The sequence below is a fragment of the Gordonibacter urolithinfaciens genome (genome assembly GCF_900199375.1).
Classification (GTDB): Bacteria; Actinomycetota; Coriobacteriia; order Coriobacteriales; family Eggerthellaceae; genus Gordonibacter; species Gordonibacter urolithinfaciens.
The window spans coordinates 1011821-1025770 of record NZ_LT900217.1 but is presented as its reverse complement, the minus strand read 5'-3'; the positions used below and the strand labels follow the sequence as shown (position 1 = coordinate 1025770).

The following is a 13950-nucleotide window of genomic DNA, read 5'->3' as shown; positions in this document are numbered from 1 at the left end:
GCCATGTGGCCGTAACGGCCCGGCCTCGGCGCCGCGCTACACTGGGCTGCACCAATCGAATCGAGGGCGCTCTCGGCGCCCCCTTAGGAAAGCGAGGTGCATCATGCCCAACCATGCCTATCATGCCACGGCGGCACCGGGCGTCGTGCAACGGGCTCGCAGCACGAAGGCCGGCCGCAAGCTTGAGCGCGGCGGCTACCTGACTGCCGAGACGGTGACGATGTGGGTGGTCTACGCGCTCACGCTCGTCGGCAACGCGGTTATCGAGGGAGGCCAGGTAGGGGGCAACACATCGGCCACCGTGGCCTACGGCGTGTTCACCTGGTTCACGCCGGCGGGCTACGTGTTCTCCATCTGGTCGCTCATCTACGTGGCGCTCATCGCGTGGCTCGTGTCCTACACGCGCGAGGCGCCCTTGCGCGCCAAGCGCTTCACCCCCGTGTCCGTGCTGTTCATCGGCAGCTGCGTGCTGAACGTGCTGTGGCTGGCGCTGTGGCACTTCGAGCTGGTGGGCATCTCGTTCATCGTCATCCTGGCCGAATGGGCGGTGCTCGCAGCCCTGTATCTGAACGTGCGCCGGTCGGCGAAGTCGGGCTGGGGCTGGGTGCCCATCTCCATCTACACCGCCTGGGTCACGGTGGCCGCGCTGGCGAACATGGCCATCCTCGTGACGCGCGCTTTGGACGGCGGCATCGCGTTCTTCAACGGGCTTTCGGTGCTGGCCCTCACGGCGGGCGTGCTGGCCCTCGGCTACGTCATGCGCAAGATGTACGACGACGTGGCGTTCCCCCTTGTGTTCCTGTGGGCCCTCATCGGCGTGGGCATCCACGTGGCCGAGGCGTCGTGGCTCGTGTCCTCCCTCGTGTTCATTCTCGTCATCGCGGGCGCGGTGCTCACGTTCGTGCCGCTGGGCAAGCTGCGCTCCGCCGTGCGGGGGTAGGCGGGCTTCCGGCGCGAGGGCGTTCGTCCGAGGCCTCGCAGGTGCTCCGGCGCCCTTCTTGACGGATGCCTGCGAAGGCTCGAGGCCGGCGCCGCCGATGGGGCCCCTTCCGGCGCGCCCGGGCCGCGGGGGTTTGCCGCGGCCCGGGCGCTTCCGTATAATGACCCCCATGAGAAGCGTTTCAGACATATATGCGGCCGCCCGCGCGGCGGGCCGCCAGCCGGTCTCGTTCGAGATATTCCCGCCGAAGGGCGATCTCACGCTCGAGACGGCGCACGAGGTGGCGGCCGAGCTGGCCGACCTGCTGCCCGATTTCGTGAGCGTGACGTACTCGGCGGGCGGCAGCGGCAACCGGCAGGCCACGGCCGACGTGGCCGCCATGATCCACGATGATTTCGACATCCCCACGGTGGCGCACCTCACCTGCCTGGGTGCCACGGAAGAGTCCATCTCGCGCGCCATCGACGACCTGAAACGCAAGGGCATTGCCAGCGTCCTCGCGCTGCGCGGCGACCGCACGGCCGACGCATCGGCGGCGGAGGGGCCGTTCCGCTTCGCGAAGGACCTGGTCATGCGCCTGGCAGACGAGGGGTTCTGCGTGGGTGCGGCGGCGTATCCCGAAGGGCACATCGAATGCACGGACTTCCGCGCATCCGTGGCGCACCTCAAGCAGAAGCAGGATGCGGGTGCGTGCTTCTTCGTCACGCAGCTGTTCTTCGACAACGCGTACTTCTACCGTTTCCGCGAGGCGGCCGACGCGGCGGGCATCTCCGTGCCAATCGCGTGCGGCGTCATGCCGTTTTTAGGGAAAGCGCAGATCCAGCGCATGGTGTTCATGTGCGGCGCCTCGCTGCCGTCGCCCATCATCAAGCTTCTGGCCAAGTACGAGGACGATGCGGTCGCACTGCGCGCGGCGGGCATCGAGTACGCTTGCGCCCAGCTGGTGGATTTGCAGGAGCACGGCGCGGACGGGCTGCACGTGTACACCATGAACCAGCCCGACATCGCCCGCGCCTGCGCGGGCGCGCTGCGTGCGACGTGGCGCCCGGCGGGCGAGGTGGCCGTGCGCGGCGCCGGGGAGCCTGTCGGCGGGCGCGCCTGATGGCGACGGAGGGCCTGCGCGTCGACCGCGACGAGGCGCTGCGCTACTTGGGCTACGACGGGCAAAAGCTCGACGCCGACCTCGCGCGCCGCTTCGACGAGGCCGTGGCCGCCTGCGAGCGCCTGCGCCCGCGCTGCCTCCATGCCGTGTTTCCCGTGGACCATGCGAGGTCGGATGCCGGGCACGTGGCGTTGGAGGGGTGCGGCCTCGTGCTGGAGGGACGCGACATTGCCCGCCATCTGGACGGTGCCGGCGAGGCAGTGCTCATGGCATGCACGCTGGGCGCCGAGAGCGAGCGGGCGCTGCGCCTGCGCACGGCCACGAGCCCTGTGGACGCGCTCCTGTACGGGGCTGCCGCGTCGGCGCTCGTGGAGGCGGCGGCCGACTTGGAGGAGTCCCGCATCGTGGCCGAGGCCGCCGCGCGCGGCCTGCGCACGAACTTCCGCTTCAGCCCCGGCTTCGGCGACCTGCCGCTTGCCGTGCAGCCCGCGTTCCTTGCGGCGCTCGATGCGCCGCGCCGCATCGGCCTCACGGCCACCGCGGGCAACCTGCTCGTGCCCACGAAGAGCGTCACGGCCGTCGTGGGCCTGTTCGAGGGCGAGCCGTCGAACGCCTCGGCGCGCTCGACGTGCGCTTCCTGCGCGCTGGCCGGACGCTGCGCGCTCAAAGACCAGGGAAGGACCTGCCATGGATGAGAACAAGCCCGCTGCTTCCGCCCCCGCCCGCTCGGGCGCGGGGCGTGCCGCTGGCGCTACCGCCCGCACCGCCGTTTCCGCCCCCGCCGGCCTGCCCGACCCGCTCGCGGGGCTGCGCATTGCCGACGCGCACCTCGAGCGCGTGCTGCGCGGGCAGGACTTCCTCGTGCAGGACGGCGCCATGGGCACGCTCTTGCAGGAGCGCGGCCTCACGGCGCACGGCGAGCTGCCCGACCTGCTGAACTTGCATGACCCGGACGCCATCGTGGACATCCACGCCGGCTACGTGCGCGCCGGGGCCGAGATGATCACCACGAACACATTCGGCGCCAACGCGCACAAGCTGGAGGGCCGCGCGACGGTGGCCGACGTCTACCGTGCGGCGGCGGCCAACGCCCGCACGGCCGGCGCCCGCTACGTGGCGGGCGGCCTCGGCCCCATCGGCGTGCTGCTGGAGCCCCTGGGCACGCTGCCGTTCGAGGCGGCCTACCAGATATTCGCCGAGCAGGTGCGCGCCGTGGTCGAAGCCGGGTGCGACATCGTGCTCATCGAGACCATGACGGACCTGCGCGAGGCGAAGGCGGCGGTGCTGGCGGCGAAGGACTTCTCCGACCTGCCTATCTTCGCCTCCATGACGTTCGGCGAGGACGGGCGCACGTTCCTCGGCACGCCCCCGGGCGTGGCGGCGGCCGTGCTGTCGTCGCTGGGCGCTCATGTGGTGGGCGTGAACTGCTCGCTGGGACCTGCGGAGCTGGAGCCGGTGGCTCGCGAGCTGGTGCGCTGTGCGCGCTGTCCCGTCGTGGTGCGCCCGAACGCCGGGCTGCCGCACGTCGTGGAGGGGCGCACCGTGTACGACGTGGAGCCTGCGGAGTTCGCAGCCGTCATGGAGCGCATCGTGGAGGCAGGCGCGAGCGTGGTGGGCGGCTGCTGCGGCACGAACCCGGCCTTCACCGCGGAGCTGGCGGCGCTCGTGGCGGGCCGCACGCCGGTGCCGCGCACGCCGCCGTCCGCGTTCACGGTGACGAGCGCCCAGGAGGTCGTGGAGCTGTCGGAAGGGCGCGCGGACGCGGTCGTCATCGGCGAGCGCATCAACCCCACGGGCAAGCCGAAGCTGAAGGCGGTCCTGCGCGAGGGCGATTACGACTACCTGGTGGGCGAGGCCGTGGCCCAGCAGGAGGCGGGCGCCGCCATCCTCGACGTGAACGTGGGTCTGCCGGAGCTGGACGAGCCCGCCGTGCTCGCGGCGGCCGTAGGTCGCCTGCAGGCCACGGTCACGGCGCCTTTGCAGGTGGATTCGAGCGATCCGGCGGCCATCGAGGCGGCCGTGCGCGGGTATGCCGGAAAACCGCTCGTGAACAGCGTGAACGGCAAGCGCGAGAATCTGGATGCCGTGTTGCCCGTGGTGGCGCGCTATGGCTGTGCGGTAGTGGGCCTCACGCTCGACGAGGACGGCATCCCGCCCACGGCAGAAGGGCGGCTCGCCGTGGCCGAGCGCATCGTGGCGGCCGCGGAGGCCCACGGCATCCCGCGCTGCGACGTGGCCATCGACTGCCTGGTCATGGCGGCGGCCACGAACCAGGACGAGGTGCGCGAGATCCTGCGTGCCGTGCGCCTCGTGAAGGAGCGCCTGGGCGTGCGCACGGTGCTCGGCGTGTCGAACGTGAGCTTTGGCCTGCCGCAGCGCGGCCTCGTGAACGCCACGTTCCTGGCCGCGGCGCTCGCGGCGGGGCTCGACCTGCCCATCCTGAACCCGCTGAACGCCCGCTGCCGCGACACCGTGGAGGCATGGCGCGTGCTGAACGGCCAGGACCGTGGGGCGGCGGCCTACGTGGAGCGCTACGCCGGGGCGCCCGACCCGTACGCGGTGCGTGGCGCGTCCGGGGCACCCGGGGGCGTTGCAGATGCCGGGGCCGCGGCGCCCGAAGGGGAGCGCAGTCCCGTGGCGGGGCCGGACGGAGCGGCAGGCATGCCGGTGCCGCCCGCCCTCGCGGACGCGGCCGAGGAGGTGCGCGCCATGGAGCGCCTCATCCTCACGGGACGCGCGACCCCCATGGCAGCCGCGACCGAGCGGCTGCTGGAGGGCCACGACGCGCTCGACGTCATCGACGGCGTGTTCATCCCGGCGCTCGACGCCGTGGGCGAGCGCTTCGAGCGTGGCGAGTTCTTCCTTCCGCAGCTCATGGCCTCGGCGGAGGCGGTGAAGGCCGGCTTCGACGTGGTGCGCTCGCGCCAGGGGGAGGCTGCCCCGACCGACGACGGCAAGGCCATCGTGCTGGCCACCGTGCAGGGCGACATACACGACATCGGCAAGAACATCGTGCGCATGCTCTTGGAGAACTACGGCTACCGGGTGATCGACCTGGGTCGCGATGTGGCTCCCGAGCGGGTGGTTCAGGCGGTGCGCGAGCACGGCGCGCGGCTCGTGGGCCTCTCGGCGCTCATGACCACCACGGTGAAGGCCATGGAGCAGACCATAGCGCTCTTGCACGAGCAGGTGCCGGGCACGGCCGTGTTCGTGGGCGGCGCCGTGCTCACGGCCGACTACGCGCGCGAGATAGGCGCGGACTACTATGGCAAGGACGCCGCCGAGGCCGCCCGCATCGCGGAGCGGTTCTTCGCCGCGCACCCGGCAATATGAAAACGAGATGCTTTTGCGGGTGCAACCTTCAGGAGTTCTTGCTATGATGTGTGCCAAGGCTTATTCCCGAGGAAAGGGGTCTGCTATGGGTGTGAAATCGGCGGAGGCGCTCGACGTTTCGTTCGACGAGCTGCCGAACTACCTGCACGCCAAGCATTCGGTGTACATGGAGGTCGGCGGCGCAACGTATTACCTGACCGATGTGAACGACCGCTACTGGCGCGCACAGGACACGGCCCAGTTCAACGACAAGGGCCACTACGTGGACGCGAGCGAGCTGGTGCCCACGGTGAGCGAGTTCATGACGCTCCCCTTCGTGGACGGCAAGTCGATAGGGGATGTGTTCGAGGAAGCAACCTTCTACGCCTCGGAAAAAACCGAATAGTGAAAACAGGGACGGCCGCGCAAGCGGCCGTCCTCCGTTGAGCGTGACAAGGGGACGGGGATAATGTCACGTCTCCGGGAGTTTTGCGGCCCCGCGCCCAGCGAGGAACGGGACATCATCCTCCCCGTCCCCTTGTCACGCGGCGCATGCCGTTGGCTCCGATGCGCGCCTATGCCGGGCGGATGACGAGCTCTTTGATAAGGCTGTCGTCCAGGCTGCATACGCCGTCGTTGCAGTTCTCGATCTGCGCGAGGGCGTGGATGATGGTGCCGTTGTAGTCGGCGTAGAAGTTCACTGTGCGCTCGTTCACGATTCTCGGGTCGCGCATGGTGAAGCCGCCGAACATGAACTTGTTGTGGAACGACATCTCGATGGCGTTGCGCCCGTACAGAAACGTGTTCTGCCGCTTCACCATGGAGGGGCAGTAGTCCACGAGGCGGCTGTCCTCGGTGAAGCATGCCGCGAGCCCCTTGTGGTCCTTGCCCTGCATCGCGGTGACGAAATCGTTGATGACCATGTGCGCCTCCTAGTAGACTTTCTCGGAATTGAGCAGGGCGTCGGTGCCGCCGTCCACGAACAGCACCACGCCGTTGATGCCGCTGGCCTCGGGGCTGGCGATGAACGCCATGGCGTTCGCTATCTCGATGGGCTCCATAAGCGGCTCCTCGCCGAAGTGCGTCGGCACGGGGATGGCCTCCATGGCCGCGCGTTGCTCGGGCAGCATGTTCGCGGTCATGGCCGTGCGCACGTTGCCCGGCGCGATGGCGTTCAGGCGCACGCCGCGCGAACCCCAGTCGGGGCTCATGCGCCGCACCCAGCGGGCGAGCGCGTACTTCGTGGAGGCGTAGTACACGTGCCCGACGGCCGGATCAACGTCCTTCACGAGCTCCAGGATGCGGTCCTCGTCGGCCTGGTTGTTCAGCATGCCTGCCACGTCCATGCGCGCCGCGCCCTGGGCGATGGAGTTCGACGACGTGATAACGCAGCTGCCGCCCCTCTTCTCCAGAAGGTCGCGCACGCCTTTGGCCATCTCGGTGGCGCCGAAGTAGTTGAGCGAGATGATGAGCGAGATGGGCACCTTGCCGCCCGATACGCCCGCGTTGCAGATCATGGCGTCGATGCCCTCGGGATAGCGCTCGTGCAGCTCGGCGATGGCGCCGGCACGGCCCTCCTTCGTGGCCAGGTTCGCCTCGATGTCGCCGTCCTTGAGGTCGATGTTGACCACCTCGTGGCCTCGTTCGCGCAGGATCTCGGCCGTCTTCGCGCCGATGCCGCTCGACGCGCCGGTGATGACGTAGATGCCCATGCGTCCTTCCTTTCATGCGGGGCCGCGCGCAGCACAGCCCTTATCGATACGCATTACTATTACGGGGTAAATCATATACCATGGCCCACGGCGTCCTGCCTGCGCCGGGGCCAACGGTAGCCGAGGCGTCATCCGCGGCGGCTCCCTTTCGGCCGGCGGCCTCGGCGGCTGTCGAAACCGTTGGAGGGGCAACAGCTGCGGGGTGGCGGGCACCTCGGGAGCATGGGCGGCGGGCAGGCGATCGGCTGTCGGGCGTCGTGGGCGGGCAGAGAAGGGGTTCGAAAGCCTACGGAGACGGGGTGCCTGCCGGGACCCGGCTGCCACCTCGGGCCTGCGAACCGGCCGGGGCGGGGAGCTCTGCTCCTGCGTGTCGTTCAAAATAAGGAACATAAGTTCTTAAATTCCCGATCATAAGCTCTAAATCCATGCTATACTGCCCCTAACCGCCCCATGACTCTTGGAGGATGCCCATGGTTGCTTGGCACGAGCTGTTTCCCGTAGGCCGCGAGCCGTCGATGGAGGATGTTGCCGACTACGTCGGCAACCCCTTATGGGATGCGTTCATTAGGTTCGTCGACGAGGCCTACGGCGCCCAGCCCCGTATCGAGTACAGCCGCTGCGGGGCCGCGCCGGGCTGGAACGTGAAGTACAAGGCGCGCGGGCGGGCGCTCTGCACGGTGTACCCGCACGACGGTTTCTTCATCTGCATGGTGTCGGTGGGATCGAAGGAGAAGCCCGAGGCCGAGGGACTGCTGCCCGCGTGCGATCCGTACGTGCGCGCGCTGTACGAGAGATCGGCCGACAGCAGCATGGGCCGCTGGCTCATGATCGAGGTGACGAGCGAGGCCATCCTGCGCGACGCCGAGGCGCTCATGATGCTGCGCGCCGCGCCGAAGAAGGAGGCGCGCTCATGATGCGCGACCCCGAGCAGACCATCGGCAACCTCGTCGACCACCAGAACGCGTCGTTTATCGGCTCGGTGGACGGGGACGGCTTCCCCGAGATCAAGGCGATGCTCCCGCCGCGCCGGCGCGAGGGCATCCGCACGTTCTACTTCACCACGAACACCTCGTCGATGCGGGTGCGACACTATCGCGCGCACCCGCAGGCGTGCCTCTACTTCATGGACCGGCGGTTCTTCCGGGGCGTCATGCTCAAGGGCACGATGGAGGTGCTCGAGGACTCGTGGGCGAAGGAGCTTATCTGGCAGGACGGCGACACGACGTACTATCCGCTGGGCGTGACCGATCCTGACTACTGCGTGCTGCGCTTCACGGCCGATGCGGGGCGGTACTATCAGAACTTCGGGTCGGAGGACTTCGTCGTGCCGGAGCCTGCTGGCGAGGAACCGGGCGCACCGGAGGCGTGACGCGCAGGCCGCTTGACCCACCAGGTTGCGGCCACGCTGAACAGGAGCGTCTGCGCGAGTATCTCGAGCGTTCCTCCGATGCTGATGCCCAGGGGCGCGTCCGTGGGCGCGAGGTAGATGAAACCCTCGATGGAGTCGGGCGAAGGGGCCGGCGTGTTGAAGATGCCAACGATGGCTATGACCGCCCACACGACGAGCCAGCCGTGCTTGCGCTCCATGAACGCGGGGCGAATGAGCCAGAGCACGAGGGCGAACAGAGCGCCGCGCACGATCTGGAACACAGGGGCCAGCCCGACGATGGGGTCGTCCAGGGGGCGCATGCCGATGGCCTCTACCGAGGATTGGTAGTCGAACAGGAACATTGCCGCAAAGCCGCACAGGGTGTAGGTGAGGACGTGCGCGACCGTGACCTTCGTGCCGAAGGCGAGCTTCTCTTTCATGGGTATGCCTTTCTGTTGGGTGATAGACGGGCGGGTGCAGGCGGCCGCGCTCAGCGGCGGTTCTTCTCGCGGTAGCGGGCGAGGGCCTGGTCGTAGCCGCCGGCAGTCTTCTTGAAGTAGACGGTGTAGCCCGCCGTGACGCCCGCGAGGATGAACAGGTACACGATGGCGAAGGCCGCCCAGACGCCGGGATCGTCGAGCGGGAACCACGGGCCCGCCCAGGCGCAGAGTGCCAGCACGGGCAGGCCGCAGGCGCCGAAGCCCGCTATGCGCGCCGGGTAGGCGAGCTTCCTGAACACGGCGCCGGTGAACCAAAGCGCCTGGAGAGCCGCCATCCCGAAGGCGGCGCCGAACACGCTCATGGTGAGGTTGAGCCCATAGCTCGGCCCGGCGAACAGGTAGCCCATGCCCGTGAACCACAGCATGACGATGGTGAACATGATGCACGCGGCGGAGGCGGCTTGGACGATGATCTTCTTCATGGCGAACTCCTTCGAAATGAGACACGGGGACGGGGTTGACGTCTCATGCGGTGGCTACAGCCCGAGCTTCCGCTTGATGGCGGGCGCGTACTGGCGCGACACGATGACGGCCTCGCCGTTGTCCAGCATGAGCTGCAGGCGCGCGTTCAGGGCGGGCCGGATTGACGCGACGTGGTCGAAGTTCACGAGCATCTGCTTCGATGCGCGCACGAACTCGGTGCTCGCCAGCCGCTCCTCCAGCTCGTAGAGCTTGAACGGCGCCTGGTACACGGCATCGGCCGTGTAGAGGAACGTTTTGCCGTCCACGGTCTCGGCGTAGCAGACGTCGTCGACGTCGAGCCGGTACGTCGCCCCGTCGCGCTCGCCGACGAGCACGCGGTCGAACGCGCCGAGCGCAGACACGATGCGCTGCACGCGCTCGTCGATGCGCGGGCATGCGATGGCGACTTCGACGTCGTCGAGCGCGGGGTTCTCGGTGATGGTCACGTTCATGGTGCGCGCCTTCCGTCGTCAGGTTGCGGTGGTTGGCCAACGACGCCAGTATGCCCGACCGCGCGGGGCCCGCGCAAGGCCGTCGGGGCCCAGTTGCATGCGGGGCCGCGCAAGTTGCACGGACGCGTCGTGTGGTATGCTCGGGAAGCAAGGCGAGGCAGGCGAAGGGGAGGGCGCATGGACGTGGAGGCGAACGTGGATCTGGGCCGGTTCGAGGCGGCCGTCAAAGTGGTGGACGTGCATGCGGCCGGGGAGCCCTGCCGGGTGGCCGTGGGAGGCTTTCCGGAGCCTGCGGGCGCCACGATGATCGAGAAGCGCCGCTGGATGGAGCGGCACGCCGATGACTTGCGGCGGGTTCTCATGCTGGAGCCGCGCGGCCACCACGACATGTTCGGCGCGTTCCTGTGCCGGCCGGTCGACCCCCGGGCCGACGTGGGCGTGCTGTTCATGGACACGGGCGGCTACCTCAACATGTGCGGGCACGGCGCCATCGCCGTGGTCACAGCCGTGCTGGAGGCCGGGATCGTGGAGGCGCGCGAGGGTGGGAACGAGGTCGTGCTCGAGGCCCCCGCCGGGCTTATCCGTGCCACGGCCTTGGTGCGCGGCGGTGCGGTGGAGTTCGTGTCGTTCGAGAACGTGCCGTCGTTCGTCTACCGGGACGATGTCGCGGTGCAGGTGGAAGGGCGCACCGTGCCGCTGACCATCGCCTTCGGCGGCAGCTTCTTCGCGCTTGCGGACGCTGGCGGCCTGGGTCTCGGCGACATCGGCCCCGAGACGGCTCCCGCCTACGCGCGCCTCGGCATGCTCGTGCGCGACGAGGTGAACCGCACGGTGGCCGTGAGCCATCCGGCGCTCGACATCGACACGGTGGACCTCGTGGAGTTCTCGGCATCGGGGGCGCCTGCGGCACCCGATGCCCCGGCGGCGCTGCGCCATGTGGTGGTGTTCGGTGCCGGGCAGGTGGACCGCTCGCCGTGCGGCACGGGCCTGAGCGCAAAGCTCGCCGCACTCCACCGCGCGGGCAAGGTTGCCGTGGGAGAGCCGGTGGTCTGCGAGAGCGTGATCGGGACCCGCTTCACCGGCACCATCGACCGGACGACGCAGGTTGGCGACCGTGCGGCAATCGTCCCGCGTATAACGGGCAGCGCCTACCTCACCGGCTTCGGCACCTGCCTCGTCGACCCGAACGACTCGCTCGGCCATGGCTTCCTGCTGCCGCGTTGACCTTACCGTGCTGTCGCCCGGTCAGAACAGGCTGCCCTGCGTGCCGATGGGCTGGGCGGGCTTGTACGCCTTGACGATGTCGGACATGCGCCATAGCAGGCCGTGCTTTTTGCAGAGGGCGCGGAACAGGGAGCGATTTTCGTTTGCGCGCGGGCTGTTGCAGAAGTAGCGCTCACCGTACGCAGTGCGGTAGCGCTCGGGCAGCGCGGGGTCGACGGCGGCGATGCGCTCGAGGAAGTGCTCGCGCTGGCGGTCGCGCATCGTGACGCCCGTCATGTGGAAGACGAACCGCGCGCCGGCCGCCGCCGCGCCCTCAACGACGCCGCGGATCGTGGCGTCGTCGTCCGTCACCCAGGGCAGCGTCGGCGTGAACAGCACGCCGCAGAACACGCCGGCGTCCGCCAGCTCGGCCAGCGCTGCGAAGCGCTCGCTCGGCGAAGGCGCGTGCGGCTCGATGATGCGCGCAAGCTCGTCGTCGGCCGTGGTGACGGTGACCTTCGCGATGGCGCCGCCCACGCGCCCGATGGCGCTCAGCAGGTCGGCGTCGCGGGTGACGAGGGTGCTCTTCGTGTCCACCGAAACGCCGAAGCCGAACTCCTCCACCAGCTCAAGCGCTCCGCGCGTCACGCGCAGCTCCCGCTCGAACGGGTTGTACGTGTCGGACATGGCGCCGATGCCCACGACCCCGCGCACACGGCGGCTGCGCAGCTCGCGTCGCAGGATGGCCAGCGCGTCGAACTTGACGCTCACCTGGCCGAAGTCGTCGATGCGGTAGCACTCGCTTCGGCTGTCGCAGTAGATGCAGCCGTGGCAGCAGCCCCGGTAGAGATTCATGTTGTAGTCGATACCGAACCACTCGTCGCCGTGTGCGCGCACCTTCTGGAGGATCGACCGCGCGCGCACGACGGGGCAGGGGCTTGGCGCGGCATCGCTCATGCGGATGCGGGCTTCACGGGGTGGCGCAGCACGGTGCGCAGGTTCTCCGGCTTCGTGCGGCGCGGATCGCCCAGGTAGATCTCGTGGTGCAGGCGCACCGAGGGAACTCCGCCGTCCGCGTCGAGCGCGTCCATCAGGGCCTCGGCGCTCGGCGGGTCGGCGATGTCCCCCGCGCGTCCCGTCGTGCGGACGAACTCCTCGAGAGCGGCAACCGTGGCGGGCTCGTCGTCGTAGGGCCCCTTGTGCATGATCTGCGCGCAGGGTCCTTCGGCGAAGCGCACGAGCCGCGCACGGCCGACGTCGAGCCCGGGCTTCTTCGCCGCGACCTGCTCGCGTGCCCAGCGATATACCTCCGGCCTGACGAAGTCGGGCTGGCGGATCATCGACACCCAGTTGAGCGCGTCCTTGTCCTCGATGCGCCCTCCGTCGAAGCCGCCTCCCCACCACAGCCCTTCGAGCGGCGGCACGACGTAGTCGAAGTAGCCTTCCGGCTGCCAGTCGCCCATCTTCGCCATCTTCACGGTGAACGAGAAGGCGTACAGGAGGCCGAGTGCCTCGGCGTAGTCGCCATTCTCCTCGTTGGGGTTGCCCGAGCCGGCGACCGCGATGAACGACATCGCCGGCACGTCGATGAGCATCGGCTTCGTCTTCGGCAGGTAGAGGTCCTTGTATTCCTTCTTGAAATCGAATGCTGCGCCCATGGGGTCCTCCTTCTTCGTCGTTCAGTCGGCGGCTGCGCCTTTCCAGCGTTCGAGCGTGGGCAGCAGCGATTCCATGTAGGCGCGCGCCTCTTCCTCGGTGAAGGGCGCCTCGGGGCCGGCCATGTTCTCCACGCAGATCTCAACCATGTCCTCCATGGTGCATTCGCCCAGGTAATCGCCGTTCGCATAGCACCACTTGCAATGATGTTCGCTGGGCGAGCCGTCCGCCTCCGTGCCCAGCAGGCTTGCGTCCGCGAGGGGCATGCCGCAGCTCTGGCACACGGCCTGCAGGGGCATGTCGAGCAGCTTCTCGATGGGCACGTTAAACGTGGTGGCGATCAGTTTGAGCGCGTCGACGCCTGGCTGCGTGTCTCCGCACTCCCAACGCGACACCGCCTGGCGCGTGACGAACAGGCGGTCCGCCATCTCCGCCTGGGTGAGGCCGTTTCGCTCCCTGATCTCGATGAGCGTGTCCTTGATCGCCATGAAGGGCTCCTTTTCCCGGTGTCGATACTCAGGTTCCATGGAACCATGGCGCACGCGGCCCCGTCAAGCAACAGCCGGTTGCCCGACGGGGCCGCGCGTTCGGCGCGGGCGTTATCGCAGGGCCACGTACACGTCGATGTCGGCGCAGGACATGTCCTCGCCCGGAAGGTACGCCTCGAAGTCCACGGTGTACGCGCGCTGCGCCGTCAGCTCCTCGTCGGCCCAGATCTCCTCCCAGGCCTTGGCCACGCTCGCCACGCAGTCGCCGCCGCGGATGGCGATCTTCGCGTAGCGGCCTGCGGCGATGGTCTGGGCTTCCATGCCCTCGGGCGCGTCAGCGGGCGTCTCGCAGCCCACGAGCATCGTGTAGCCCATGTCGCTCATATCGTAATCGTAGTACAGCCCGAAGCAGCCATACGGCTCGACGCGCGTCTCGGGGATGGTGCGGTCCATGCCCTCGCCCATGAAGCGTCCCCACAGCTGGCCGATCGCGGCCACTTCCTCGGGGGAGTTGTTCGACGTGCGGATGGTGGGGCCCACGATGGTGCGCTCGGGAAGCTCGACTATCTCATACTGCATGGTTCGTTTCCTTTCGAAGCGGTGAATGTTGACAAGGAGCACGATACCGAACATAACCGGACAGGGCGTGTCCGGTTATGCGGGAAAGTTAGAAAAGACAAGGGGAGACAAGGGGACGGTTCTCTTGTCTTGCTCGGCGATTTCAGCTCCGTCGTGGATACGAGGACGCTATAAT

General features: G+C 68.4%; 17 protein-coding genes. 8 read left to right on the top strand and 9 right to left on the bottom strand.

Annotated features, from left to right (window positions below):
• Nucleotides 1–103 precede the first annotated feature (103 nt).
• The 5 genes from BN3560_RS04495 to BN3560_RS04475 all read left to right on the top strand — a co-directional run bounded on the left by BN3560_RS04495 (nt 104) and on the right by BN3560_RS04475 (nt 5760).
• Complete coding sequence (locus BN3560_RS04495; RefSeq protein WP_087191556.1) at nt 104–940, top strand: TspO/MBR family protein; 837 nt, start codon at nt 104–106, stop codon at nt 938–940.
• A gap of 169 nt (nt 941–1109) precedes the next feature.
• A complete protein-coding gene (locus BN3560_RS04490) occupies nt 1110–2042 on the top strand; it encodes a methylenetetrahydrofolate reductase (RefSeq protein WP_096227161.1) in 933 nt (310 codons plus the stop codon).
• Nucleotides 2042–2737 carry a vitamin B12 dependent methionine synthase gene (locus BN3560_RS04485; RefSeq protein WP_096227160.1) on the top strand — a complete coding sequence of 232 codons (696 nt, stop codon included), beginning with the start codon at nt 2042–2044 and terminating at the stop codon, nt 2735–2737. Before BN3560_RS04490 ends, BN3560_RS04485 begins: the two co-directional genes overlap by 1 nt.
• Nucleotides 2730–5375 carry a homocysteine S-methyltransferase family protein gene (locus BN3560_RS04480; protein ID WP_096227159.1) on the top strand — a complete coding sequence of 882 codons (2646 nt, stop codon included), beginning with the start codon at nt 2730–2732 and terminating at the stop codon, nt 5373–5375. Before BN3560_RS04485 ends, BN3560_RS04480 begins: the two co-directional genes overlap by 8 nt.
• A gap of 85 nt (nt 5376–5460) precedes the next feature.
• On the top strand, nt 5461–5760 hold the full coding sequence (locus tag BN3560_RS04475; protein ID WP_015538660.1) for a hypothetical protein: 300 nt from the start codon (nt 5461–5463) through the stop codon (nt 5758–5760).
• Between the two features lie 169 nt (nt 5761–5929).
• Here the strand turns inward: BN3560_RS04475 and BN3560_RS04470 are convergent, their stop codons facing one another.
• Both BN3560_RS04470 and BN3560_RS04465 read right to left on the bottom strand, forming a co-directional pair.
• Complete coding sequence (locus tag BN3560_RS04470; RefSeq protein WP_087191560.1) at nt 5930–6277, bottom strand: hypothetical protein; 348 nt, start codon at nt 6275–6277, stop codon at nt 5930–5932.
• Between the two features lie 9 nt (nt 6278–6286).
• Nucleotides 6287–7066, bottom strand: a complete 780-nt coding sequence (locus BN3560_RS04465) for an SDR family oxidoreductase (protein WP_087191561.1) — start codon at nt 7064–7066, stop codon at nt 6287–6289.
• A gap of 470 nt (nt 7067–7536) precedes the next feature.
• Between BN3560_RS04465 and BN3560_RS04460 the strand changes: the two genes are divergently transcribed.
• Complete coding sequence (locus BN3560_RS04460) at nt 7537–7980, top strand: DUF3788 domain-containing protein (protein WP_096227158.1); 444 nt, start codon at nt 7537–7539, stop codon at nt 7978–7980.
• On the top strand, nt 7977–8435 hold the full coding sequence (locus BN3560_RS04455; RefSeq protein WP_087191563.1) for a pyridoxamine 5'-phosphate oxidase family protein: 459 nt from the start codon (nt 7977–7979) through the stop codon (nt 8433–8435). Before BN3560_RS04460 ends, BN3560_RS04455 begins: the two co-directional genes overlap by 4 nt.
• Here the strand turns inward: BN3560_RS04455 and BN3560_RS04450 are convergent.
• Genes BN3560_RS04450 through BN3560_RS04440 form a run of 3 tightly spaced genes read right to left on the bottom strand, consistent with a single transcriptional unit; the run spans nt 8363 to nt 9849 of the window.
• Nucleotides 8363–8875 (bottom strand): hypothetical protein, encoded by a 513-nt coding sequence (locus BN3560_RS04450; RefSeq protein ID WP_087191564.1) that lies wholly within the window; start codon nt 8873–8875, stop codon nt 8363–8365. The genes BN3560_RS04455 and BN3560_RS04450 overlap by 73 nt on opposite strands.
• Nucleotides 8876–8925: 50 nt before the next feature.
• Nucleotides 8926–9357 carry a hypothetical protein gene (locus BN3560_RS04445; protein WP_087191565.1) on the bottom strand — a complete coding sequence of 144 codons (432 nt, stop codon included), beginning with the start codon at nt 9355–9357 and terminating at the stop codon, nt 8926–8928.
• 54 nt (nt 9358–9411) lie between these two features.
• Nucleotides 9412–9849 (bottom strand): LytTR family DNA-binding domain-containing protein, encoded by a 438-nt coding sequence (locus BN3560_RS04440; protein ID WP_096227157.1) that lies wholly within the window; start codon nt 9847–9849, stop codon nt 9412–9414.
• 177 nt (nt 9850–10026) lie between these two features.
• On the opposite strand from BN3560_RS04440, the gene BN3560_RS04435 reads away from it, so the two are divergent.
• Nucleotides 10027–11073, top strand: coding sequence for a proline racemase family protein (locus BN3560_RS04435; RefSeq protein WP_096227156.1), 1047 nt, complete (start codon nt 10027–10029; stop codon nt 11071–11073).
• 21 nt (nt 11074–11094) lie between these two features.
• Here the strand turns inward: BN3560_RS04435 and BN3560_RS04430 are convergent, their stop codons facing one another.
• The 4 genes from BN3560_RS04430 to BN3560_RS04415 all read right to left on the bottom strand — a co-directional run bounded on the left by BN3560_RS04430 (nt 11095) and on the right by BN3560_RS04415 (nt 13775).
• Nucleotides 11095–12009, bottom strand: coding sequence for an SPL family radical SAM protein (locus BN3560_RS04430; RefSeq protein WP_096227155.1), 915 nt, complete (start codon nt 12007–12009; stop codon nt 11095–11097).
• Entirely contained in the window at nt 12006–12710 is a 705-nt protein-coding gene (locus BN3560_RS04425; protein WP_096227154.1) for a GyrI-like domain-containing protein, read from the bottom strand. Before BN3560_RS04425 ends, BN3560_RS04430 begins: the two co-directional genes overlap by 4 nt.
• Nucleotides 12711–12731: 21 nt before the next feature.
• On the bottom strand, nt 12732–13196 hold the full coding sequence (locus tag BN3560_RS04420) for a zinc ribbon domain-containing protein (protein ID WP_096227153.1): 465 nt from the start codon (nt 13194–13196) through the stop codon (nt 12732–12734).
• A 111-nt stretch (nt 13197–13307) separates the two neighbouring features.
• Nucleotides 13308–13775 (bottom strand): GyrI-like domain-containing protein, encoded by a 468-nt coding sequence (locus BN3560_RS04415; RefSeq protein ID WP_096227152.1) that lies wholly within the window; start codon nt 13773–13775, stop codon nt 13308–13310.
• Nucleotides 13776–13950 lie beyond the last annotated feature (175 nt).